The organism is Planotetraspora kaengkrachanensis, assembly GCF_016862895.1.
Classification (GTDB): Bacteria; Actinomycetota; Actinomycetes; order Streptosporangiales; family Streptosporangiaceae; genus Planotetraspora; species Planotetraspora kaengkrachanensis.
Genome location: NZ_BONV01000001.1, coordinates 208,532 through 228,948, shown reverse-complemented (window position 1 = coordinate 228,948; position 20,417 = coordinate 208,532). Strand labels below are relative to the sequence as shown.

Genomic DNA, 20,417 nt, shown 5'->3' with positions numbered 1-20,417 from the left:
GAACTCCTCGCGCGAGACGGCGGTCAGGCGAGAGCCGGGTCGAGCACCACGTCGTCCCCGTGGACGGTCGGCGCCTCGGGGAAATGGCAGGCGGTGAGGTGTCCCTCGCGGTTGCCGTTCAGCTGGACCAGCGGCGGGACCTCCGTCGCGCACTTGTCCTGGGCCTTCCAGCACCGGGTGCGGAACCGGCAGCCCGACGGCGGGTTGATGGGGGAGGGCACGTCGCCCGCCAGGCGGATGCGCTCGCGCTGCTCGGCGTTCACGTCGGGCTCGGGGACGGCCGACAGCAGGGCGTGCGTGTACGGATGCCGCGGCCGCTCGTAGATCGACGCGCGGTCGCCGACCTCGACGATCTTGCCGAGGTACATCACCGCCACCCGCTGGGAGAAGTGCCTGACGATCGCGAGGTCGTGCGCGATGAACAGGAACGCGATGCCGAGGTCGCGCTGCAGTTGCTGGAGCAGGTTGACGACCTGGGCCTGGATGGAGACGTCGAGCGCCGACACCGGCTCGTCCGCGATGATGAGCTGCGGATTGAGCGCCAGGGCCCGGGCGACGCCGATGCGCTGACGCTGACCGCCGGAGAACTCGTGCGGGAACCGGTTGTAGTGCTCCGGGTTCAGGCCGACGATCTCCAGCAGCTCCTGCGCCCGCTTCTTCCTGCCGCCCTCGGGGTTGATGCCGTTGATCTCCATCGGGCTGCGGATGATCGTGCCCACGGTCTGCCGGGGGTTGAGCGAGCTGTACGGGTCCTGGAAGATCATCTGAATCTCGGGCCTGATCGGCGCGAGCTCGCGCCGCGAGCTGTGGCTGATGTCCTCGCCCTTGTAGAGGACCTTGCCGTCCGTCGGCTCGAGCAGGCGGGCGGCCAGGCGGCCGGTGGTGGACTTGCCACAGCCCGACTCGCCCACGAGGCCGACGGTCTCCCCGGCTCCCACCGTCAGGTCCACGCCGTCGACGGCGTGGACGCTCCCGATCTGGTGCTTGATGATCATGCCGCCCCGGACGGGGAAGTGCTTCTTCAGCCCTTGCAGCTCCAGCAGCGTCTCGCTCATGCGTGTTCCTTGGTGTCGCCGGTCCGGATGTCCCTCTTCTGCTGGAGGGTGAGGTAGCAGGCGTCGCCGTGCCCGTTCTCGGGAGAGATGTCGGGACGCTGCGTGAAGCACAGGTCCGATCCGACCAGTTGCGAGAAGTCGCACCGCGGATGGAAGGCGCACCCGGCAGGAGGGGACAGCAGGCTCGGAGGGGTGCCGCGGACGGGCACGAGCGGCGCGTCCACCGACGAGGTCAGCCGCGGCATGGAGGACAGGAGCCCCCAGGTGTACGGATGACGGGGCTTGCTGAGGACCTCCCGGACGGTGCCGCGCTCGGCGGCCCGGCCCGCGTACATCACCAGGACGTTGTCGGCGGTGTTCGCGACCACCCCGAGGTCGTGGGTGATCAGGATGATGGTCGTGCCGTACTGCTGCTGCAGGTCCTTGAGCAGGTCGAGGATCTGCGCCTGAACGGTGACGTCGAGCGCGGTGGTCGGTTCGTCGGCGATCAGCAGGTCGGGGTCGCAGACGAGCGCCATGGCGATCATCGCGCGCTGGCGCATGCCGCCGGAGAACTCGTGGGGGTAGTGGTCGACGCGGGTGGCCGGCTGCGGGATGCCCACGCGTTCGAGCATCTCGATCGCGCGGTCGCGGGCCTCCTTCCGGCTCGCGCCCTTGTGCTTGCGGTACACCTCGCTGATCTGGCGCCCGATCGTGTGGAAGGGAGACAGTGAGGTCAGCGGATCCTGGAAGATCATCGCGACCCGGTTGCCCCGCAGCTTCTCCAGAGTGGCGCTCGAGGCCCCGACGAGCTCCTGGTCCTCCAGCCAGATCTCGCCGTCGATCTCGGTGTGCGCCGGATCGTGCAGGCCCAGGACGGCGAGGTTGGTGACGGACTTGCCCGAGCCGGACTCGCCCACGATGCCGAGAGTGGTGCCCTTCTCCACGTCGAAGGAGAGCCCGTCCACGGCGCGGACGACGCCGTCCTCGGTGCTGAACCGCACGCTGAGATCACGGACGGACAGGAACGGCCCAGGGCCGCGCGAGGTCCCCGGCTCGCTGCTCCACGACACGGTGGTCACTTACTGCTCCAGCTTCTGTACTGCTCGGTCTGCTCGGTGCGGGCGGGTACGGCGTGCATGCGCGAAGGCCTCCGCCTCAGTTCAGCCGGACGCGGGGGTCGATGAACGCGTACAGCACGTCGACCACGATGTTCAGGATGACGATGGCGGCCGCGCCGACCACGGTCACGCCCAGGAGCATCGGCAGGTCGGTGTTCTGCACGGCCCGTACGGCCAGCTCGCCGATGCCGTGGAGGGTGAAGGTCTGTTCGGTGATGATCGCGCCGCCCAGCAGCGTCGCGAGGTCGACGCCGAAGATCGTGATGATGGGGATCATGGCGCCCCGCCAGGCGAACCGGAAGAAGACCGACCGCCCGGACATCCCCTTGGCCCGCGCCGTGCGGACGTAGTCCTCGGCGAGCTGCTCCAGCATCTGCGAGCGGGTCATGCGGGTGTAGTTGGCGGTGAAGATGATCGACAGGACCACCCACGGGATCAGCAGGTGCACGAACCAGGTGAGCGGATCCTCGGTGAACGGGACGTATGAGGGGCGCGGGAGCAGCCCGAGGGTGTCCACCAGGAGGAACACGACCAGCGGGCCGACGAAGTAGATCTGCAGCGAGGCGCCGATCACCGACGACGAGCTGGCGATCTTGTCGAGTGGCTGCCCGACCTTCCACGCCGCGAGCATCCCGGTCAGGATCCCGAACGACAGGATGACGACGGACGCGCCGAGCGTGAGGGACAGGGTCACGGGGAACCGGTCCACGATGGCGTTGAAGACCGGCTCCTGGGTGGCGAAGGAGTATCCCAGGCAGGGAGCCGGGCACGGCCCGAACTGGGTGAAGTCACGGCCCACGAAGATGGCGGACAGCCAGAGCCAGTACTGCACGAACAGCGGCTTGTCCATCCCCAGGTTGTGCCGGACGAGCTCCAGGGTCTCCGGCGGGCAGATCTTGCCGCAGAAGGCCCGGGCGGGGTCGCGGGGGACGGCGTAGAAGAGGTAGAACGTGATCAGGCTGATGAAGATCAGGATCACGAGGGCGCCGACTACCCGGCGTACCAGAAAGCTGGTCATGATCTCGCACTCGTCGTGACGGTGAACGGGCCGGTGGCCCCGCCGCCCCGCCCGCTTCGGGGCGGGGCGGCGGGGCCGGTCGCTGCTACTTGACCCAGATGTCGAGCGCGGACTGCTCGCCCTGGATCGGGTCGAACCTGACGCCGCCGAGGCCCGAGCCGTAGAGACCGAAGTAGGTCTGGTAGTACTCGGGGACGATCGCGGCCTGGTCCATGATCTTCCGGTCGATCGCGGCCCACGCCTTGCCGGCCTCGGTGGGGTCGGTGACCTTGTTGGCCTCGTCGATCGCGGTGTTGATCTCCGGAACGTTCAGGTGTGTGTAGTTCGGCGCGTTGTCCGCGATGAGGCGGCCGTCGAACTGCGGCTGGATCGCGGTCGAACCGGTCGGCCAGTCGGCCGCCCAGCCGCCCCAGTAGACGTCGTACTGGTTGTCCACCGGGCCGATCGCGTCATAGTAGGTCGCCGGGTTGAGCGGCTTGGCGACCACGTTGAAGCCGGCCTTGCCCAGCGCGTCCTTGATGGCGAGCGTCATCTTCTCCTGGGTCGGAGTCTGGTTGTACGCGTAGACGATCGTCGGGGTGGGCGTGCTCGACGACGCGAGCAGCTTCTTGGCCGCCTCGGGGTCGCCCTCGGGCTTGGCCAGCTTGCCGTACTGGTCGGAGGCCTCGTAACCGAGGACCGTCGGGCTCAGCACCGTGGTGGCGATCTTGCCGCTGTTGTCCTCGCCGCCCGCGATCTGCTGCAGCTGCTTGGACGGCCACGCGGTGATGATCGCCTTGCGGACGTTGACGTCCGTGACCCGCTTGGTGTTGATGTTGTAGAAGGTCGTGAAGGGGGTCAGGCCCTGGATGGACCTCTTCATCGCCTCGGCGTTGTTCTGCACCTCCTGGACCCGCTCGGCCGCCACCGCGTTGTGGAAGGTGAAGGCCTGCTTGTCGTTGCCGGTGTCGGCCAGGAACCGCTCGGTCGACTGCTGCGCCTGGAGACCGAACTCCATGTGGAACTTGTCCGGGTAGGCGTGCCGGATCGGGTCGGTGTTCTTGTCCCAGTTCGGGTTGCGCTCCAGCTCGAGAGACTTGTCGGTGGTGTGGCTCACGATCTGGTACGGGCCGGAGGAGAACGGCTGCTTGTCGTACTTCTGCTTGGTGTCCTTGGCCTTCGGCACCGCGCCGTAGCCGGTCATGGCCACGGTGAAGTTGAAGTCCGGGTGGGGCGCGTTCAGGTGGAAGATCACCGTCTTGTCGTCAGGAGTCTCGATCGTGTCGAGCTCCTTGCCGTCGTACGGGCCCTTGTACTGGTCACGGAACGGCTTGGTGGCGTCGGGGACGAGCCAGGTCTCGGCGTAGTCCGGGCCCTCGGTGATGAAGTCGGCGAACAGGCGCTCGAAGCTGTACTTGATGTCGCCCGAGGTGATCGGCGAGCCGTCCTGCCACTTGACGCCGTCCTTGAGCGTGAACTGCCAGGTCTTGCCGCCGTCGGTGGTGGTGCCCGTGTCCGTGGCGAGGTCGCCGACCAGCTTGATGCTGCCGGACGGGTCCTCCTTGTAGTTGGTGAGCTGCCGGGTGAACAGCAGCGACACCGACGCGTTGTAGTTCAGGTAGACGCGGCCAGGGTCGAGGTGGCTGAAGTCGTCACGGTCGATCATGTAGGCCGTGCCGCCCGGCTTGGCGCCGGCGACCTCGGGCGCGGGCCCCGTGGAGTCCGCGGCGGTGCCGACCGTGATCGCGCTGACCGCCTTGTTCTCCAGCGGGGTCTTCGACGCGGCCGCGGAGGGGGCGCCGCCTCCTCCGCCCTTGGCGCAGCCGGCCAGCGCCAGCGCGCCCACAGCGAGCACTGCCGTCGCGGTGGCGATTCGCCTGCGATGCGATCTCATATGGTCCTTCCTAGGGGGGTCAGCGCTTCGTCTTTGGGTCGAAAGCGTCGCGGATCGAGTCTCCGAGCAGGTTGAAGGCGATCACGAAGATCAACATCGACACGCCCGGGAACATGAGGTAGGTCACGTCGGAGTGGTAGACGTTGGAGCCCACCAGGAACATGCGGCCCCAGTCGGGAATGGCCTCCGGCATCCCCACGCCGAGGAAGCCGAGTCCGGCCTCCGCGCCGACGTACAGGGGAAGCGCGAGTGTGGCCTGGATGATGATCGGGGTCCACAGGTTGGGCATGAGCTCTTTGAAGATGATCCGGGCCGGTGACGCGCCGGTCACCCGGGCCGACTCGATGAACTCGCGCTCGCGCAGGGACAGCACCTGCGCGCGGAGCAGCCGGGCGGTCGTGGCCCATCCGAGCACGGTCAGCACGATGCAGATCGACACGAACCTGAGCCAGGTCGGCGGCTCCTGGGTGGGCAGCACCAGGGCGGCGTCGACGACCGGGACCAGCACGATCAGGAAGAGCTGCGACGGGAAGGAGAGCAGGGTGTCGATGACCCGCCCGATCGCGTAGTCGACCTTGCCGCCGACATAGCCCGAGGTGATTCCGAGCGTGACCCCGATGACGGTGGACAACACCGTCACGATGAGCGCGATGGTGATCGACGTGCGGATGCCGTAGATCAGCTGCGTCAGGACGTCGCGGCCGACGAGGGGCTCGAGGCCGAACCAGAAGTCGCCGCTGATGCCGCCGTTCGGCAGGATCGGGTAGCCGTACTCGTTGAGCAGGCCGGGCTGGTTAAGGCCGTAGTAATCGTCCGGGTTCTTCCCGTAGGCCCACGAGATCACCGGTGCCAGTAGCGCGATCAAGATGAACGCGAGCACGACGACGGCAGCGATCACGCCGGTCCGGTCGCGGCGGAAGCGCCGCCACATCAACTGACCGGGCGATCGCCCGACGATGGCGACCGAGGACCCGGCTGCTGCGGCCACCGTGTCGACGGCGTCAGCGTCCGTCTCTGCTGTGGTCGAGGAGGGGAACGTCATGTTGTGCGGTGCTCCCAGAAGCCGATAACGGTCGGCGATATCCGACTGCATGGAACCCTGGCAACTAATTTTCCGCTGGTCAATCGCTTCGCCGGGGCAGCGTCGTTTTTCATCTACTTCGTTGTCCAAAGTAAACCAGCTTGTGTCCCGTTGCCGGTTGACCTGGCGAAACGATCGGTATGACACTAAGCGGCAGCCATCGCTCAAATGTGTCATGGTTTCGTGACACAACACGGACGCCCTGTGGACAGTCCGCACATCGGCCGGTGGCCGATGTGGTCGCTGGGACTTAGGGGGCGGCCGAAACGCCCAGGCCAGCCGGGTGTGTCTGATTTGACTGGATCCTGCACAATGGTGAGCGTGCCGCTCATGGCACACTGGTAAAGACAGAGCAAGCGTGCTCCGGGGTCGGTGTAATTCCGAACCGGCGGTGACACTCGCGACCTCCTCTGGAGGCAGACGGGTGAAGTCCGCGACCCGGCCGAAGCCATCGGCCGGTGGACCTGGTGAGACTCCAGGACCGACGGTGAAAGTCCGGATGGGAGGCAGCGCGCGAGCGGATGACGGTGCCCGGAGGGCGTCCGTCGTCTGCTGACGTGACGTTTCAGTGCGTCCGTCCACCCCCGGGGCCCGCCGTGGCGACACAGGCGAGAGGACGACCCGGGTGAGTCCGCAGGACATCATTCACATGCGCCGCGCGATCGGGCTGGCGGCGCGCGGCCACGGTGGCACGAGCCCCAATCCCGTCGTCGGGTGTGTGGTCCTCGACGCCTCGGGACAGGTCGCGGGAGAGGGGTTCCACGCCTACGCCGGCGGCCCCCACGCCGAGGTCGTGGCACTGCGCGAGGCCGGCGAACGGGCCAGGGGCGGCACCGCGTACGTCACCCTCGAGCCCTGTGACCACACCGGCAGGACGGGGCCGTGCAGCGGCGCCCTGATGGACGCGGGCATCGCACGGGTCGTGGTCGCCGTGACCGACCCCAACCCCCTGGCCGCTGGGGGCGTCGACCGGTTGCGCCGCAACGGGATCGAGGTCGTCACCGGCGTGCTGGCCGAGGAGGCGGAGCAGGTCAACGCGGCCTGGCTCACGTTCATCCGTGAGCGCAGACCGTACGTCACCTGGAAGTTCGCCGCGACGCTCGACGGGCGGTCGGCGGCCGAGGACGGCACCAGCCAGTGGATCACCTCACCCGAGGCCAGGGCCGACGTGCACCTGCTGCGGGCCGCGAACGACGCCGTCATCGCCGGTATCGGCACCGTCGTCGCCGACGACCCCCAGCTCACCGCCCGCGTGCCCGGGGGCCCGGCCCGCCCGCCGCTGCGGGTGGTCGTCGACTCCGACGCCCGCACGCCCGCCTCGGCCAGGATCCTCACGGGCGACGAGCCTGCGCTCGTCGCCGTCGCGGACGACGCGGACGTCCCCGCGCACCTCGGCCTGGCCGTACGGCTGCCGCGCGCGCCCGGAGGAATAGACCTCCACGCGCTCATGGCTGAGCTGCACGGGAGGCAGGTCATGAGTGCGTTGCTCGAAGGCGGACCGACCCTCGCCGGGTCCTTCCTCAGAGAAGGCCTGGTCGACAGGGTCGTCTGCTACATCGCGCCCGCGTTGCTGGGATCGGGGGCCGCGGCCCTCGGATCCGCGGGCGTGACCACGATCGGCGAGATCCTCCGCCTCGAGTTCGAGGAAGTGACCCCCGTCGGACCGGACCTCAGGCTCGTCCTGCGGCCGGCACCACCTAAGGAGAGCTGAATGTTCACCGGAATCGTCGAGGAGCTCGGCGAGGTCGTCGCGGTCGAGCCCCAGGCCGACGCGGCGCGCCTGTCGGTGCGCGGCAAGGTCGTCACGGGCGACGCCCGGCACGGAGACTCGATCGCCGTCAACGGCGTGTGCCTCACGGTCGTGGACGTCCAGGGGGACGCGTTCACCGCCGACGTCATGAAGGAGACGCTGGACCGCTCGTCGCTCGGCGCGCTGCGGGCGGGGTCGCGGGTCAACCTCGAACGGGCGGTGCGCGCCGACCAGCGCCTGGGCGGGCACATCGTCCAGGGCCACGTCGACGGCACCGGCCGGGTGCTGTCGCGCGAACCCGCCGAGCACTGGGAGATCGTCCGGATCTCCCTGCCCGCCGACCTGAACCGGTACGTGGTCGAGAAGGGGTCGATCGCGGTCGACGGGGTGAGCCTGACCGTGGCCGCAGTGGACGCGGAGTCCTTCGCCGTCAGCCTGATCCCCACCACGCTCGGGCTCACCACGCTCGGCGGCAAGCAGCCGGGCGAGCCGGTCAACCTCGAGGTCGACGTGATCGCCAAGTACGTCGAGAAGCTCACCACGGGGGCGCGCGCATGAGCTGGACAGAGGCGGGATTCGACGTGGCGGGGCAGCACGTGCTCTGGACCGACCTGGTCGGGAACGTGGGCGCCCTGACGACGGTCTGGCTCGCGATCAGGAAGACGATCTGGACGTGGCCGGTGCAGTTCGCCTCGTCCGCGCTGCTGTTCGCCGCGTCCATCAGCGCCCACATCACGGGCAACGCGCTCAAGCAGGCGCTGTTCGCCGTGCTGGCCGTCTACGGATGGGTCCGCTGGTCGCGGGGCACGCGCGGCGGCGCCGCACTGCCGATCAGGTCGGCCACCCCGTGGGAGAGGACGCTCGTGGTCGCGCTGATGGCGCTGGGCACGCTGGCGGTCGCGCTCCTGTTCACCTACCTCAACTCGCGCGGCCTGAACATCTCGTGGGCTCCGTGGCCGGACGCGTACATCTTCGTCGGCAGCGCCGTGGCCACCTGGGCTCAGGGGAGGGCGCTGGTGGACTTCTGGGTGATCTGGGTGGCCGTCGACGTGATCGGCGTGCCGCTGGCGTTCTCGTCGGGCCTGGTGGTCTCGGGAGCGGTCTACGGCATCTTCCTTGTCATGGTGGCCATCGGGTTCCGTGACTGGCTGCGCCAGTCGCGGCAGTTGAGAGCGGTGACGGTGTGACGGACATCAGGCTCGATCCGGTCGAGCGGGCGATCGCCGACATCCGCGAGGGCAGGCCCGTCGTCGTGGTGGACAACGAGAACCGCGAGAACGAGGGCGACATCATCTTCGCGGCGGCCAAGGCGACGCCCGAGGTGGTCGCCTTCATGATCAGGTACACGAGCGGCGTGATCTGCGTGGCCATGGAGGGCAAGGAGCTCGACCGGCTCGGCCTGCCCCTCATGGTCCACCAGAACCGGGAGCGGCTCAGGACGGCGTACACGATCAGCGTCGACGCCCGCGACGGCGTGACGACGGGGATCTCCGCCGCCGACCGCGCCAAGACGATCCGCACGCTGTGCGACTCCGCGACCGAGCCGTACGAGCTGGTCCGCCCGGGCCACATCTTCCCGCTGCGCTACCGCGAGGGCGGCGTGCTGGTCCGCCAGGGCCACACCGAGGCGGCCGTGGACCTCGCCCGGCTGGCCGGGCTGTCGCCCGCGGGCGCGCTCGCGGAGGTCGTCAACGACGACGGGACGATGGCGCGGCTGCCCCGCCTGCGGGAGTTCGCCGACGAGCACGACCTGGCGCTCATCTCGATCGAGCAGCTCATGGAGTACCGCAAGCGGTCCGAGCGGGTGGTCACGCGTGTCGCCGAGACGCGGATCCCCAACCGGTACGGCATCTGGCGCGCCTACGGCTACGCGAGCTCCCTCGACGGGGGCGAGCACCTGGCCCTCGTCTACGGAGACCTGTCCGACGGGGAGAACGTCCTGGTGCGGGCGCACTCCGAGTGCCTCACCGGCGACGTGCTCGGGTCGCTGCGGTGCGACTGCGGCGTCCAGCTCGACAACGCCATGCGCATGATCTCCGAGGAGGGCCGCGGCGTGGTCGTCTACCTGCGCGGCCACGAGGGGCGGGGGATCGGCCTGCTGGCCAAGCTCCGCGCCTACAACCTGCAGGACAACGGCAGCGACACGGTCGACGCCAACCTGGAGCTCGGCCTCCCCGTGGACTCCAGGGAGTTCTCCAACGCCGCCCAGATGCTCGCCGACCTCGGGGTGAAGTCGGTCAGGCTGCTGACCAACAATCCCGCCAAGGTGCGCGGCATGGACGGTTTCGGCATCAAGGTCCTCGGCCGCGAGCCCATGCCCGCGGCCGTGAACCCGTACAACGAGAAGTACCTCACGGCCAAGCGGGAGCGCCTCGGCCATGACATTCCTGACATTTCACAGGACATCCCAGAGGGGGAGCACGAATGAGCGGGGACGGGCGCCCGGCGGCGCAGAGCGTGGACGCGAGCGGGCTGACCGTCGGCATCGTCGCGGCGCGCTGGCACGAGAAGATCACCGACCAGCTGCTGGACAGAGCCGTACAGGCGGCGCAGGACTGCGGCGCCGAGGTCGTCACGGTCCGCGTGGCGGGGTCACTGGAGATCCCGGTGGTCGCCCAGGCCCTGGCCAGGCGGTACGACGCGGTGGTCGCGCTGGGCGCGGTGATCAGGGGGGAGACCGCGCACTTCGACTACGTCTGCGACTCGGTGACCGCCGGCCTCACCCGGGTGTCCCTCGACGAGGCGACTCCGGTCGGCAACGGCGTCCTCACCTGCGAGACGCTCGACCAGGCGGTCGACAGGTCGGGGGTGCCTGGCAGCGCCGAGGACAAGGGCTACGAGGCCACCGTCGCCGCCCTGGAGACCGCCCTCCTCCTCCGCGGATTCTCCGCGTGATCTCCGCATGATTCTCCGCGTGATCATGCACGGATTCGCGGATGGCTCACTTGACCGGCCAGGACACGTTCCGTGATCATGCACAGGTTCGCATCGAGGCCATCTCAGCTGGGAAGACCCAATTGGTGATCATGCAGAAGCCGGCGGGGGAGGTCCGTGACAGACCGGGCCATCCCCGCGCGGCCGTCCCCGGCGGCGCATCCCGCGCCGTCCGCGCCCCCTCGGCGGGTCGTCATGGATGAGCGCAGACCGCCGTCGCTGCCCGTGACGTGGCGCCCCCGCCAGACCCCGATCATCGCGTACGGCCTGGCGGTGGTCATGGTCGTGGGCGCGGTCGTCCTCGCGTTGATGTTGCCCGAGCAGTTCAAGCTGCCCGACAGGCTCGGCCTGGTGGCGTTCGGCTGCCTCGTGGCGGGGCTGCTGCACCTGCTCGGGCGCGCCCGGGTCACGGCCGACGAGCGGGGGATCACGGTGGTGAACCCGCTCAGGGTTCACCGCTACGAATGGCCGGAGGTCCTCGACATCACGATGGCCGAAGGCGACCCCTGGCCCAAGCTCGATCTGGCGAACGGCCTCAGCCTGGGCGCGATGGGCATCCAGAGCACGGAGCGGGAGCGGTCCCGCAAGGCGGTCGCGGAGCTGAGCGCCCTCATCCACGACCGCGGCGAGGCGCCCGACCGGGTGTGACCCCGGGCGGGCGCCCGCGTCCTGCGGGCACGGCGCCACGTCTCCTCCCCGCGAGTGCGCAGGTCCTCACGGCGAGCGCGCGGGTCCTCACGGCGAGCGCGCGGGCGAGGGTTCCGGCGCCGCGTGCGGGCTCCGGCGGCGTTCAGGCGCTGCGCAGCACCGGCGCGGCGGCCTCGAGCAGGCCGCGGCGGCGGAGTTCGGGCAGGACGCCCTCACCGAACCAGTAGGCCTCCTCCAGGTGGGGGTAGCCGGACAGGACGAACTCCTCGATGCCGAGGGAGGCGTACTCCTCGATCAGGTCGGCGACCTCCTGGTGGCTGCCGACCAGGGCCGTTCCCGCGCCTCCCCGGACGAGGCCGACCCCGGCCCACAGGTTGGGGTGGATCTCCAGGTCCCGGGCCTTGCCGCCGTCGAAGTCCGCGTGCAGGGCGAGCATGCGCTTTTGCCCCACCGAGTCGCTGCGGCCGAGGACGGCCTTCGCCGACGCGATGTCCGCCCGGTCGATCCGGTCGAGCAGTCGCTGGGCCTCCTCCCACGCCTCGCCCGGGGTGTCCCGGGTGATCACGTGCAGCCGGATGCCGAAGCGCAGAGTACGGCCCTGGGCCGCGGCGAGCTCCCTGATCCAGTCGAGCTTGGCCGCGACCTGCGACGGCGGCTCGCCCCACGTCAGGTAGACGTTCACGTGCTTGGCCGCGACCGGGCCCGCGGCGGCCGACGAACCGCCGAAGTAGAGCTCGGGAACGGGTGACGGCGACTCGGCGACCTGTGCGCCCTCGACGTCGTAGTAGGCGCCCTTGAAGTCGAACGGCCCCTCCCACGCCCCTCTGACGATCGAGAGGAACTCGTCGGTCCTCGCGTACCGCTCGTCCTTGGACAGATGGTCGCCGAACCTCTTCTGCTCGACGGTCTCCCCGCCGGTGACGATGTTCAGCAGGAGCCGTCCGCCGGATATCCGCTGATAGGTCGCGGCCATCTGCGCGGCGAGGGTCGGCGACAAGGCGCCGGGCCGGAAGGCGACGAGGAACTTCAGCCGCTTGGTCACCTGGGTGAGCGCGGCCGTGACGAGCCACGCGTCCTCGCAGAACGTGCCTGTCGGAGTGAGCACGGCCTCGAAGCCGAGTTGTTCGGCCGAGCGGGCGATCTGGCCCAGGTAGTCGACCGACGGCGGGCGGTACACCTCAGCCGCGGAGTGGCCGTGTGCCCGGTGCAGGCCGTGGCCGCCGCCGACGATCGCCCTGCTGTCACCCGTCGTGGGCAGGAACCAATGGAATTTCACTGCTGACCCTTCGCTACGACGTCGTTGAACCGGTCATCGACGAAATCCGAGAACGTGAGGCCGCCGGGGATCAGACCCTCGGCGCCGAACGCGTCGGCCATCTGCTGCTCCGACGTGACGACGGAGTCGTCGATCACGATGGGCGTGGCGACCGTGTTGGCGACGGCCGCGTTGGCGACCTCGACGGGAAGGCCGGTCTCCTGCGCCCACACCTTGGCCCACTCGGCCTGGTGGCCGGCGGCCCAGACCCGCGCCTTGGTGAGGCGGGTGAGGTAGTCGCGGATCGCCGCGTCCTTGCCCGCGTCCTCGAGCGCGCCCGGCGCCGCGACCTGGAAGTTGAGACCGTTGACGTACCCGTTGCCGTCGACCAGGAGCCTGGCCTTGTTCTGCAACTCGGCCTGGGAGGTGAAGGGGTCCCAGATCGCCCAGGCGTCGATGGTGCCGGAGGAGAACGCCGCAAGGGCGTCGGCGGGCTGAAGGTACTGCGGCTGGATGTCCTTGAACGACAGGCCGGACTTCTTCAGCACGGAGAGCAGGTGGTAGTGCGCCGAGCTGCCCTTGGCGACGGCGACCTTCTTGTCCTTGAGCTGGTCGGGTGAGGCGATGGCGGAGTTCTGCGGCACCAGGATCGCGGCTGCGGCCAGGTTCTGCCGGTAGGCCGAGACGACCTTGATCTTCGACCCTGCGGCGGCGGCGAAGATGGGCGGGGTGTTGCCGACGCCGCCGATGTCGACCGCGCCCGCGTTGATCGCCTCCAGCATCGGCGGGCCCGACGTGAACTGCGACCAGGTGATCTTGTACGACGTGCCGTCGAGCAGGCCGGCGGCCTTGAGCAGGGCCTGGGACCCGGCCTTCTGGTCGCCGACCCGCAGGGTGACGCCCGAGCCGCTCGCCGCGCCGCCCGAGGTGGAGCCGCCCGCAGAGTCGGTGGAGGAGCAGGCCGTGGCGGCCAACGTGGTGAGTAACAGGGCCGCGAGCAGTTTCCTGGTCATGTGGTTCCTTCGGGGGACACGCCGAGAGCGGCGAGGAGGGTCCTGCGGAGGGAGGTGAGATCGGGATGGTCGCGGTGGCGGGGACGCGGAGCCGGTACCGCCGACTCGTGCGCGATGCGCCCCTGGTCGAGGACGAGCACACGGTCGGCGAGCAGGAGCGCCTCGTCGACGTCGTGGGTGACCAGCAGCACGGCGGGCCGGTGGACGGACCACAGATCGAGGACCAGTTGGTGGATGGTGATCCGGGTCAGCGCGTCCAGGGCGCTGAACGGCTCGTCGAGCAGCAGCAGGTCGGGGTCGCGGACCAGGGCGCGCGCCAGGCTGGCCCGCTGGGCCTCGCCGCCGGAGAGCGTGAGCGGCCAGGCGCCGGCCCGCTCGGTGAGGCCGACCTCCGCAAGCGCGGCGTCCGCCTTCTCCTTCGCGTCGGGTACGGCCAGGCCGAGGGTGACGTTGGCGTGGACCCGTTTCCACGGCACGAGCCGAGGCTCCTGGAAGGCGACCGCCACGGAGCCGGTGACGCTCAGGCCGCCCTCGGCCTCGTCGTCGAGCCCGGCGAGCGCGCGAAGGAGGGTCGACTTGCCGGAGCCGCTGCGGCCGAGCAGCGCGATGAACTCGCCCCGGGTGATCTCCAGGTCGAGCCGGTCGAGCACCGTGCGCTCGCCGAACCCGCGGGTGAGCGCCTCGACGGCGGCCACGGCGGGGGCGGCGGTGCGGGTCAGCGCGCCAGGAACTCGCGTCGCCATGTGAGTGCCCTCCTTTCGAGCAGGCGGACGAGCGCGTCGGTGAGCAGGCCGAGCGCGCTGTAGACGAGCAGGCCGACGACGATCACGTCGGTACGGAGGAACTCCCGGGCGTCGTTGATCATGTAGCCGAGGCCGGCGTTGGCGTTGACCTGCTCGGCGACGATCAGTGCCAGCCAGGCCACGCCGAGGCTCTGCCGGAGGCCGACGAGCGTCTGGGGGAGCGCGCCGGGCAACACGATGTGCCGGATGAGCTGGGCTCTGCCGAGCCCGACCGTGCGGGCGACCTCGGCCAGCTTCCCGTCGACCCCGCGGATGCCCGCGAAGGTGTTCAGGTAGAGGGGGAAGGACACCGCGAGGGCCACGAGCAGCACCTTCGGCGCCTCGCCGATGCCGAACCACAGGATGAACAGCGGGATGAGCCCGAAGAACGGCAGCGCCCGGAGCATCTGCATGATCGGGTCGACCGCGTTCTCGCCTCTGCGGCTCAGCCCGGCGACCAGCGCCAGGCCGACTCCGGCGACGGCTCCGGCGGTGAAGCCGATCAGCACGCGCTGGAGCGACACGGCGATCGCCGTGGGCAACGTCCCCGCCTGGACCAGGTCGACCGCGGTCGCGGCGATCGTGGACGGCGCGGCGAGCAGTCGGGTGGGCAGCAGGCCTGTCGTGCTCGCGATCTGCCAGGCGAGCAGGAGGACCAAGGGGCTGATCCAGCGCTGCCAGGCTCTTCCCGGCAGCCGCCGGCGCCGGATCCGAGCGCCGGGTTGCGGCTCGGTCCGGACCGGGGTGTCCAGTTCAAGGACGGACATGGAGGTACCTCGCAGGGATGGTGTGCGATGTCCTCCCCAGGGTTGCCTTTATTTCCTACCAAGTCAATTGGTAATTTCCCGGGCCCGCACAGTGCCGAGGCCAGGCCGTACAGTGCCGGGGGACGCCCGGGCGGACGAGGCCGGGCAGAGGAGGTCACGTGAGTGTGCTGATCGACCGGCCCAACTGGCCCGGCCCGCGCGGGCTGCTGTGGTCGCACCTGGTCAGCGACGTCTCCTATGAGGAACTGCACGCGTTCGCCAGGACGCTCGGCGTGCCCGAGCGCGGGTTCGACCGTGATCACTATGACGTGCCCGAGACGGTCTACGACCGCGCGCTCGAGCTCGGGGCGGAGCCGGTGCCGAGCGGCGAGCTCGTCCGGCGACTGCGGGACGCGGGCCTGCGCCGGCCCAAACACCGCCCCGCCGCCACGCCGGCGTCCGAGTCCGTTCCGCGTCCGGCCTGACCGCCGCGCCGGCCGGGTACCGAAGCGCGGCCGGATGCCGGGAGCACGGGCGGATGCCGGGAGCGCGGCCGGGTTCTGAAGCGCGGCCGGGTTCTGAGCGCGGCCGCCCCCGCACCGGGCTTAGCCGCCGAGCGCGGCCAGTTCGCGGGTCATGTTCTCCCGGGCGCCGCTGTCCCACAGCTCGCGCGCAAGGGCCGTGCCGTACAGGTCGCCGGACAGCAGCCGCCGCAGGACGGCGGACCTGCCCGCGCGGAACAGGTCGTCGGGCACGTGGCGGTACTCGGCCCGTACGGCGCTCGCGTAGGCCGCGTAGTCCTCCCGGGAACCGCCGAGGACGGCCAGGTCGGCGTCGCACAGCACGGCCGCGTCCGTGTCGCCTGCCTCATAGGAGTGATCGGCCGTCACCCGGACCAGGCGGGCGACCTCGCGCACCCGTCCGGGAACCACGCCGCACGCGGGCAGGCGCGCCTGCGCGAGCTGGGCGCTGCGCTCCTCGTCCCATCCCGGCCGCCCGTCGTAGACGGCATCGTGGAACCAGGCGGCGAGCCGTACGGCGCCGGCGTCCCCGGCCAGGCCGGCGAGCGGCTCGATCGCGGCGAGCACGGCCCTCAGATGCGTGGTGGTGTGGTAGCGCCGGTGCGGCTCGGCCCACCGCGCCTCCAGCTCGGCGGCAAGCGCGCTCGCCGCGGGGGACCAGGGAAGCCCGAGAGGATTCGTCACGTCCACGACGTTAGAACCCGCCCTGTGTGATCATGACAACGGTCACGTGGTGCACGGCCGGTGTTTGGCGAAATCGGCCAGAGCGTCCGCGCGCGCACGGCGCGTAGCCTGAGAGCATGCTGGGAGGCACAACGAAGGCGTCCGACATCGACTCTCCCGCGACCGTGGCCGAACTGCTCGCCGGGCACGATTACCTGGCGGACGAGGGGCTGGCCACCGCGGCGTATCTCGCGCTCAGGATGGGCCGCCCGCTCTTCCTCGAGGGCGAGGCGGGGGTCGGCAAGACCGAACTGGCCAAGACCCTGTCCGCCGTCCTCGGCGCCCCGTTGATCAGGTTGCAGTGCTACGAGGGTCTCGACGCGGCGCAGGCGCTGTACGACTGGGACTTCGCCCGTCAGCTGCTGCACCTGAAGGCGGCGGAGGCCACGGGCGTGACCGACGTCAAAGCGCTCGAGGGAGAGATCTACGACAGGCGCTTCCTGATCGCCCGCCCGCTGCTCCAGGCGCTCGAGACCCAGCCCAGTGTGCTGCTGGTCGACGAGATCGACCGCGCGGACGACGAGTTCGAGGCGTTCCTGCTGGAAGTGCTGTCGGACTTCACGATCTCGATTCCCGAGCTGGGCACGGTCAGAGCGGCCACGCCTCCCGTGGTGGTGGTCACCTCGAACCGGACGCGCGAGGTCCACGACGCCCTCAAGCGGCGCTGCCTCTACCACTGGCTGGAGCACCCCGGCTTCGAGCGCGAGGTGGCGATCCTGCTCAGGCGCCTTCCCGAGTGCACGCAGCGGCTGGCGGCCGAGGTCGCGCGGACGGCCGGCCTGCTGCGGGCCGCCGACCTCGTCAAGCCGCCGGGGATCGCAGAGACCCTCGACTGGACCGAGGCCCTGCTCACACTCGGAGCGACCCACTTCGACCCCGGCCTGGCGGCCGCCACGCTGGGGGCCGTGCTGAAGCACCGTGAGGACCAGGAACTCGTGCGGCGTGACGGGATCTTGTTCGCGGGGACGGCCACGGGAGGCCCGGCCGCGGGTTCGGTCGCGGGTGAGGCCCGCCGTCATGCCTGAGGCCCCGTCCGCGGCAGCCCGGGATCTGGTCGCCACGATGACCGGGTTCGCCCGCACGCTCAGGGCCGCCGGCGTCGGGGCCGATCACCAGCGCACCCAGGGTTTCCTGACCGCGCTCGGCCATCTCGACGTCGCCGCCGAGCGCGACGTCTACTGGGCCGGCAGGCTCACGCTGTGCTCCGGGCCGGACGATCTCGCGCGGTACGACCGGTGCTTCGCCGCCTACTTCGCGGGGGAGCGGCCGCGGCAGGGCCGCCCCAGGACGACCGTCACCGTCACCCGGCTGACCGCCGAGCCGTACGGCTCCCGCGACCGGGAGGAGGCGGGCGAGCAGAGCGCGGCCCCTGCCACCGCCAGCGAGATCGAGGTGCTGCGGCACCGGGACGTCGCGCGGATGACCGCGGCCGAGCGGGAGCAGGTCAACCGCATGCTGGCGCTGCTGCGCGGAGCGCGGGAGCGGCGCGGCTCCCGGCGGTTCACGCCCGCGCACAACGGTGTGCTCGACAGCCACCGCACGGTCAGGGAGGCGATCAGGCGCGGAGGGGAGCCCGCGCGCCTGCACATGCGGACCCACCGGGACCGGCCGCGCCGGGTCGTGATGCTCGTCGACGTCAGCGGCTCGATGGCGCCGTACGCCGACACCCTGCTGCGCTTCGCGCACGCGCTGGTCCGGGCCGAGCCTCGGGCGACCGAGGTGTTCAGCGCCGGGACCCGCCTCACCCGGATCACGGCGGAGCTGCGCCACCGGGACGCCGACGCCGCCATGCTCGCGGTCTCCGCGGCCATCCCCGACTGGAGCGGCGGGACCCGCCTCGGTGAGGAGATCAAGGCGTTGCTCCGGCTCGCCGACCCTCGGGGCGCGACGGTCGTGATCGCGTCCGACGGATGGGAGCGCGGTTCGGCCGAGCTCCTGGGCGCCCAGATGGCCCGGCTGTCGCGGCTGGCCCACCGGGTGGTGTGGGTGAACCCGCACAAGGGGGACCCCGCGTACCGCCCGCTCACCGCGGGAATCATGGCCGCGTTGCCGTACGTCACGGACTTCGTGGCCGGCCACAGCCTGGCCGCGTTCGAGGATCTGGCCGGTCTGCTGGCCGCGGGGACCCGCGGACCGGCCCGCACAGGGAGGCGTAGCCATGCGTGACGTCCTGTCGCAGATCGTGCGCTGGTGGGAGGCGGGGGAGCGGTTCGGGCTGGCGACCGTCGTCGGCACCTTCCGCAGCGCGCCCCGCCCTCCGGGAGCGGCCATGGCCGTCCTCGGCAACGAGGCCGTCGGCAGCGTGTCGGGAGGCTGCGTCGAGGGCGCCGTCTACGAACTGGCCAACGAGGTCGTCGGGGCGGGCAGGCCGGTGCTCCAGCGTTACGGCGTGAGCGACGACGACGCCTTCGCCGTCGGCTTGACCTGCGGCGGGATCATCGACGTGTTCGTCGAGGACGTCTCGCGGGAGACCTACCCCGAACTGGGGGAGATCGCCGCCTCGATCGAGCGGCGGCGCCCGGTCGCCGTGGCGACGATCCTGTCCGGGCCCGGACAGGTGGGGGCGCGCAGGGTCGTCTGGCCGGACGGGCCCGACGGCCCGGGCTCGTCGTCCGGGTCGCTCGGTTCGGACCGGCTCGACGCGGCCGTGGACGACGACGTGCGGGGGATGCTGGCCCAGGGGATCACCGGCATCCGCCGTTACGGGGCGCAGGGGGAGAGGCGGCTGGACGACCTCCAGGTCTTCGTCCAGTCCTTCGCGCCCGCGCCGCGCATGCTGGTGTTCGGGGCCATCGACTTCGCGGCGGCGGTCGCCAAAATCGGCAAGTTCCTCGGCTACCACGTCGTCGTCTGCGACGCGCGCCCCGTGTTCGCCACCGCCAAGCGGTTCCCCGACGCCGACGAGGTCGTCGTGAAATGGCCGCACGACTACCTGTCGACGGTGCAGGTCGACGAGCGGACGGTCATCTGCGTCCTCACCCACGACCCCAAGTTCGACGTCCCCCTGCTCGAGGTGGCCCTGCGCACCCCGGCGGCGTACGTGGGCGCGATGGGGTCGCGGCGCACACACGAGGACCGGCTCGCCCGGCTGCGGGAGGTCGGCCTGAAGGACGACGACCTCGCCCGGCTGAGGTCGCCGATCGGCCTCGACCTCGGCGCCCGCACGCCCGAGGAGACCGCCGTGTCGATCGCCGCCGAGCTGATCCAGCTCCGGTGGGGCGGCACCGGGCGGGCGCTCACCGACACCAGCGGCCGCATCCACGGAGACTCCATCACATGATCCAGGGCGGGCGGGTCGCGGGCATCCTGCTCGCCGCGGGCGCGGGCAGCCGTTTCGGAGCGCCCAAGGCCCTGGTCGAGTTCGGGGGAGAGCGGCTGGTCGACCGCGGGGTGCGCCTGCTCCGCGACGGCGGCTGCGATCCCGTCGTCGTCGTCCTCGGCGCGGCCGAGGCCGACGTCGCCGGGGCGACCGTGGTGCACAACCCGGCCTGGGCCGGCGGGATGGGGTCGTCGCTGCGTGCGGGGCTGGACGCGGCCCCCGGCTCCGCGGAGGCCGTCGTGATCGCCCTGGTCGACCAGCCGCTGATCACGGCGGAGGCCGTCCGGCGGCTCGCCGCGGCGTTCGTGGCCGGCGCGTCCGTCGCCGTGGCGACGTACGGCGGCGCGCCGAGGAATCCCGTCCTCATCGCGCGGGCCCACTTCGCCGAGGTCGCCAGGATGGCCGCGGGCGACGTCGGGGCGCGCCCGTTCCTCCGGGCACATCGCGATCTCGTCACCGCGGTGCCGTGCGACGACGTGGGCGACCCCGCCGACATCGACGTGCCCGCCGACCTGAGGTCGCTGGACGGCCGATGATCCCGCACGCCCGGGTGCAGTAACCTCTCCATGCCGCATGAAACGGAACAACATTCGGTATTC

The 20,417-nt window shown here is 70.7% G+C and carries 21 protein-coding genes and 1 riboswitch; of the genes, 11 read left to right on the top strand and 10 right to left on the bottom strand.

What is annotated here, in order from left to right; all coding sequences use genetic code 11:
- Positions 1 to 23: 23 nt before the first annotated feature.
- The 5 genes from Pka01_RS01015 to Pka01_RS00995 all read right to left on the bottom strand — a co-directional run bounded on the left by Pka01_RS01015 (position 24) and on the right by Pka01_RS00995 (position 6,139).
- Positions 24 to 1,055, bottom strand: a complete 1,032-nt coding sequence (locus tag Pka01_RS01015) for an ABC transporter ATP-binding protein (protein WP_203880593.1) — start codon at positions 1,053 to 1,055, stop codon at positions 24 to 26.
- Complete coding sequence (locus Pka01_RS01010) at positions 1,052 to 2,116, bottom strand: ABC transporter ATP-binding protein (protein WP_275414413.1); 1,065 nt, start codon at positions 2,114 to 2,116, stop codon at positions 1,052 to 1,054. Before Pka01_RS01010 ends, Pka01_RS01015 begins: the two co-directional genes overlap by 4 nt.
- A 76-nt stretch (positions 2,117 to 2,192) precedes the next feature.
- The gene (locus tag Pka01_RS01005; protein ID WP_203880592.1) at positions 2,193 to 3,173 is read right to left on the bottom strand and encodes an ABC transporter permease; all 981 of its coding nucleotides are present in this window, start codon (positions 3,171 to 3,173) and stop codon (positions 2,193 to 2,195) included.
- Between the two features lie 85 nt (positions 3,174 to 3,258).
- The gene (locus Pka01_RS01000; RefSeq protein ID WP_203880591.1) at positions 3,259 to 5,046 is read right to left on the bottom strand and encodes an ABC transporter substrate-binding protein; all 1,788 of its coding nucleotides are present in this window, start codon (positions 5,044 to 5,046) and stop codon (positions 3,259 to 3,261) included.
- Between the two features lie 19 nt (positions 5,047 to 5,065).
- Entirely contained in the window at positions 5,066 to 6,139 is a 1,074-nt protein-coding gene (locus Pka01_RS00995) for an ABC transporter permease (RefSeq protein WP_203880590.1), read from the bottom strand.
- 342 nt (positions 6,140 to 6,481) lie between these two features.
- Positions 6,482 to 6,644: riboswitch (FMN riboswitch) on the top strand.
- A gap of 108 nt (positions 6,645 to 6,752) precedes the next feature.
- Here Pka01_RS00995 and ribD point away from each other — a divergent pair.
- From ribD to Pka01_RS00965, 6 genes are all read left to right on the top strand, one after another.
- Positions 6,753 to 7,838 (top strand): bifunctional diaminohydroxyphosphoribosylaminopyrimidine deaminase/5-amino-6-(5-phosphoribosylamino)uracil reductase RibD, encoded by a 1,086-nt coding sequence (gene ribD, locus Pka01_RS00990; RefSeq protein WP_239114614.1) that lies wholly within the window; start codon positions 6,753 to 6,755, stop codon positions 7,836 to 7,838.
- The gene (locus Pka01_RS00985; RefSeq protein ID WP_203880589.1) at positions 7,839 to 8,435 is read left to right on the top strand and encodes a riboflavin synthase; all 597 of its coding nucleotides are present in this window, start codon (positions 7,839 to 7,841) and stop codon (positions 8,433 to 8,435) included. It abuts the gene before it with no gap.
- A complete protein-coding gene (locus Pka01_RS00980; protein WP_203880588.1) occupies positions 8,432 to 9,064 on the top strand; it encodes a nicotinamide mononucleotide transporter family protein in 633 nt (210 codons plus the stop codon). The genes Pka01_RS00985 and Pka01_RS00980 overlap by 4 nt, the downstream gene beginning before the upstream one ends.
- Positions 9,061 to 10,305: a bifunctional 3,4-dihydroxy-2-butanone-4-phosphate synthase/GTP cyclohydrolase II gene (locus Pka01_RS00975; RefSeq protein ID WP_239114613.1), complete on the top strand. Its 1,245-nt coding sequence runs from the start codon at positions 9,061 to 9,063 to the stop codon at positions 10,303 to 10,305. The genes Pka01_RS00980 and Pka01_RS00975 overlap by 4 nt, the downstream gene beginning before the upstream one ends.
- The gene (gene ribH / locus Pka01_RS00970; protein WP_203880587.1) at positions 10,302 to 10,772 is read left to right on the top strand and encodes a 6,7-dimethyl-8-ribityllumazine synthase; all 471 of its coding nucleotides are present in this window, start codon (positions 10,302 to 10,304) and stop codon (positions 10,770 to 10,772) included. Before Pka01_RS00975 ends, ribH begins: the two co-directional genes overlap by 4 nt.
- 156 nt (positions 10,773 to 10,928) lie before the next feature.
- On the top strand, positions 10,929 to 11,459 hold the full coding sequence (locus Pka01_RS00965; RefSeq protein WP_308442192.1) for a PH domain-containing protein: 531 nt from the start codon (positions 10,929 to 10,931) through the stop codon (positions 11,457 to 11,459).
- A gap of 142 nt (positions 11,460 to 11,601) precedes the next feature.
- Here Pka01_RS00965 and Pka01_RS00960 read toward each other — a convergent pair whose 3' ends face one another.
- Genes Pka01_RS00960 through Pka01_RS00945 form a run of 4 tightly spaced genes read right to left on the bottom strand, consistent with a single transcriptional unit; the run spans position 11,602 to position 15,276 of the window.
- Positions 11,602 to 12,735 (bottom strand): LLM class flavin-dependent oxidoreductase, encoded by a 1,134-nt coding sequence (locus Pka01_RS00960; RefSeq protein ID WP_203880586.1) that lies wholly within the window; start codon positions 12,733 to 12,735, stop codon positions 11,602 to 11,604.
- Complete coding sequence (locus Pka01_RS00955; RefSeq protein WP_203880585.1) at positions 12,732 to 13,727, bottom strand: ABC transporter substrate-binding protein; 996 nt, start codon at positions 13,725 to 13,727, stop codon at positions 12,732 to 12,734. Before Pka01_RS00955 ends, Pka01_RS00960 begins: the two co-directional genes overlap by 4 nt.
- A complete protein-coding gene (locus Pka01_RS00950; protein WP_203880584.1) occupies positions 13,724 to 14,470 on the bottom strand; it encodes an ABC transporter ATP-binding protein in 747 nt (248 codons plus the stop codon). The genes Pka01_RS00955 and Pka01_RS00950 overlap by 4 nt, the downstream gene beginning before the upstream one ends.
- On the bottom strand, positions 14,443 to 15,276 hold the full coding sequence (locus Pka01_RS00945; RefSeq protein WP_203880583.1) for an ABC transporter permease: 834 nt from the start codon (positions 15,274 to 15,276) through the stop codon (positions 14,443 to 14,445). Before Pka01_RS00945 ends, Pka01_RS00950 begins: the two co-directional genes overlap by 28 nt.
- A 158-nt stretch (positions 15,277 to 15,434) precedes the next feature.
- On the opposite strand from Pka01_RS00945, the gene Pka01_RS00940 reads away from it, so the two are divergent.
- Entirely contained in the window at positions 15,435 to 15,740 is a 306-nt protein-coding gene (locus Pka01_RS00940) for a DUF4031 domain-containing protein (RefSeq protein WP_203880582.1), read from the top strand.
- 120 nt (positions 15,741 to 15,860) lie between these two features.
- On the opposite strand, the gene Pka01_RS00935 is transcribed toward Pka01_RS00940, so the two are convergent.
- Positions 15,861 to 16,460 (bottom strand): HD domain-containing protein, encoded by a 600-nt coding sequence (locus tag Pka01_RS00935; RefSeq protein WP_239114612.1) that lies wholly within the window; start codon positions 16,458 to 16,460, stop codon positions 15,861 to 15,863.
- 116 nt (positions 16,461 to 16,576) lie between these two features.
- Between Pka01_RS00935 and Pka01_RS00930 the strand changes: the two genes are divergently transcribed.
- From Pka01_RS00930 to Pka01_RS00915, 4 genes are read left to right on the top strand one after another with little or no spacing between them, the layout of a single operon-like run.
- Positions 16,577 to 17,524 (top strand): AAA family ATPase, encoded by a 948-nt coding sequence (locus tag Pka01_RS00930; protein ID WP_203880580.1) that lies wholly within the window; start codon positions 16,577 to 16,579, stop codon positions 17,522 to 17,524.
- Positions 17,517 to 18,665 (top strand): vWA domain-containing protein, encoded by a 1,149-nt coding sequence (locus tag Pka01_RS00925; protein WP_203880579.1) that lies wholly within the window; start codon positions 17,517 to 17,519, stop codon positions 18,663 to 18,665. Before Pka01_RS00930 ends, Pka01_RS00925 begins: the two co-directional genes overlap by 8 nt.
- Positions 18,658 to 19,779 (top strand): XdhC family protein, encoded by a 1,122-nt coding sequence (locus Pka01_RS00920; protein ID WP_203880578.1) that lies wholly within the window; start codon positions 18,658 to 18,660, stop codon positions 19,777 to 19,779. Before Pka01_RS00925 ends, Pka01_RS00920 begins: the two co-directional genes overlap by 8 nt.
- Entirely contained in the window at positions 19,776 to 20,354 is a 579-nt protein-coding gene (locus Pka01_RS00915; RefSeq protein WP_203880577.1) for a nucleotidyltransferase family protein, read from the top strand. Before Pka01_RS00920 ends, Pka01_RS00915 begins: the two co-directional genes overlap by 4 nt.
- The last annotated feature ends 63 nt before the right edge of the window (positions 20,355 to 20,417 follow it).

Bases quoted from the DNA above. Each gene is read 5' to 3' on its own strand.
- Pka01_RS00985 (WP_203880589.1), top strand. From the start codon at position 7,839: ATGTTCACCGGAATCGTCGAGGAGCTCGGCGAGGTCGTCGCGGTCGAG.
- Pka01_RS00995 (WP_203880590.1), bottom strand. From the start codon at position 6,139: ATGCAGTCGGATATCGCCGACCGTTATCGGCTTCTGGGAGCACCGCAC.
- Pka01_RS00930 (WP_203880580.1), top strand. From the start codon at position 16,577: ATGCTGGGAGGCACAACGAAGGCGTCCGACATCGACTCTCCCGCGACC.
- Pka01_RS00915 (WP_203880577.1), top strand. From the start codon at position 19,776: ATGATCCAGGGCGGGCGGGTCGCGGGCATCCTGCTCGCCGCGGGCGCG.
- Pka01_RS00980 (WP_203880588.1), top strand. From the start codon at position 8,432: ATGAGCTGGACAGAGGCGGGATTCGACGTGGCGGGGCAGCACGTGCTC.
- Pka01_RS00920 (WP_203880578.1), top strand. From the start codon at position 18,658: ATGCGTGACGTCCTGTCGCAGATCGTGCGCTGGTGGGAGGCGGGGGAG.
- Pka01_RS00945 (WP_203880583.1), bottom strand. From the start codon at position 15,276: ATGTCCGTCCTTGAACTGGACACCCCGGTCCGGACCGAGCCGCAACCC.
- Pka01_RS00955 (WP_203880585.1), bottom strand. From the start codon at position 13,727: ATGACCAGGAAACTGCTCGCGGCCCTGTTACTCACCACGTTGGCCGCC.
- Pka01_RS01005 (WP_203880592.1), bottom strand. From the start codon at position 3,173: ATGACCAGCTTTCTGGTACGCCGGGTAGTCGGCGCCCTCGTGATCCTG.
- Pka01_RS00950 (WP_203880584.1), bottom strand. From the start codon at position 14,470: ATGGCGACGCGAGTTCCTGGCGCGCTGACCCGCACCGCCGCCCCCGCC.
- Pka01_RS00925 (WP_203880579.1), top strand. From the start codon at position 17,517: ATGCCTGAGGCCCCGTCCGCGGCAGCCCGGGATCTGGTCGCCACGATG.
- ribH (WP_203880587.1), top strand. From the start codon at position 10,302: ATGAGCGGGGACGGGCGCCCGGCGGCGCAGAGCGTGGACGCGAGCGGG.
- Pka01_RS01000 (WP_203880591.1), bottom strand. From the start codon at position 5,046: ATGAGATCGCATCGCAGGCGAATCGCCACCGCGACGGCAGTGCTCGCT.
- Pka01_RS01015 (WP_203880593.1), bottom strand. From the start codon at position 1,055: ATGAGCGAGACGCTGCTGGAGCTGCAAGGGCTGAAGAAGCACTTCCCC.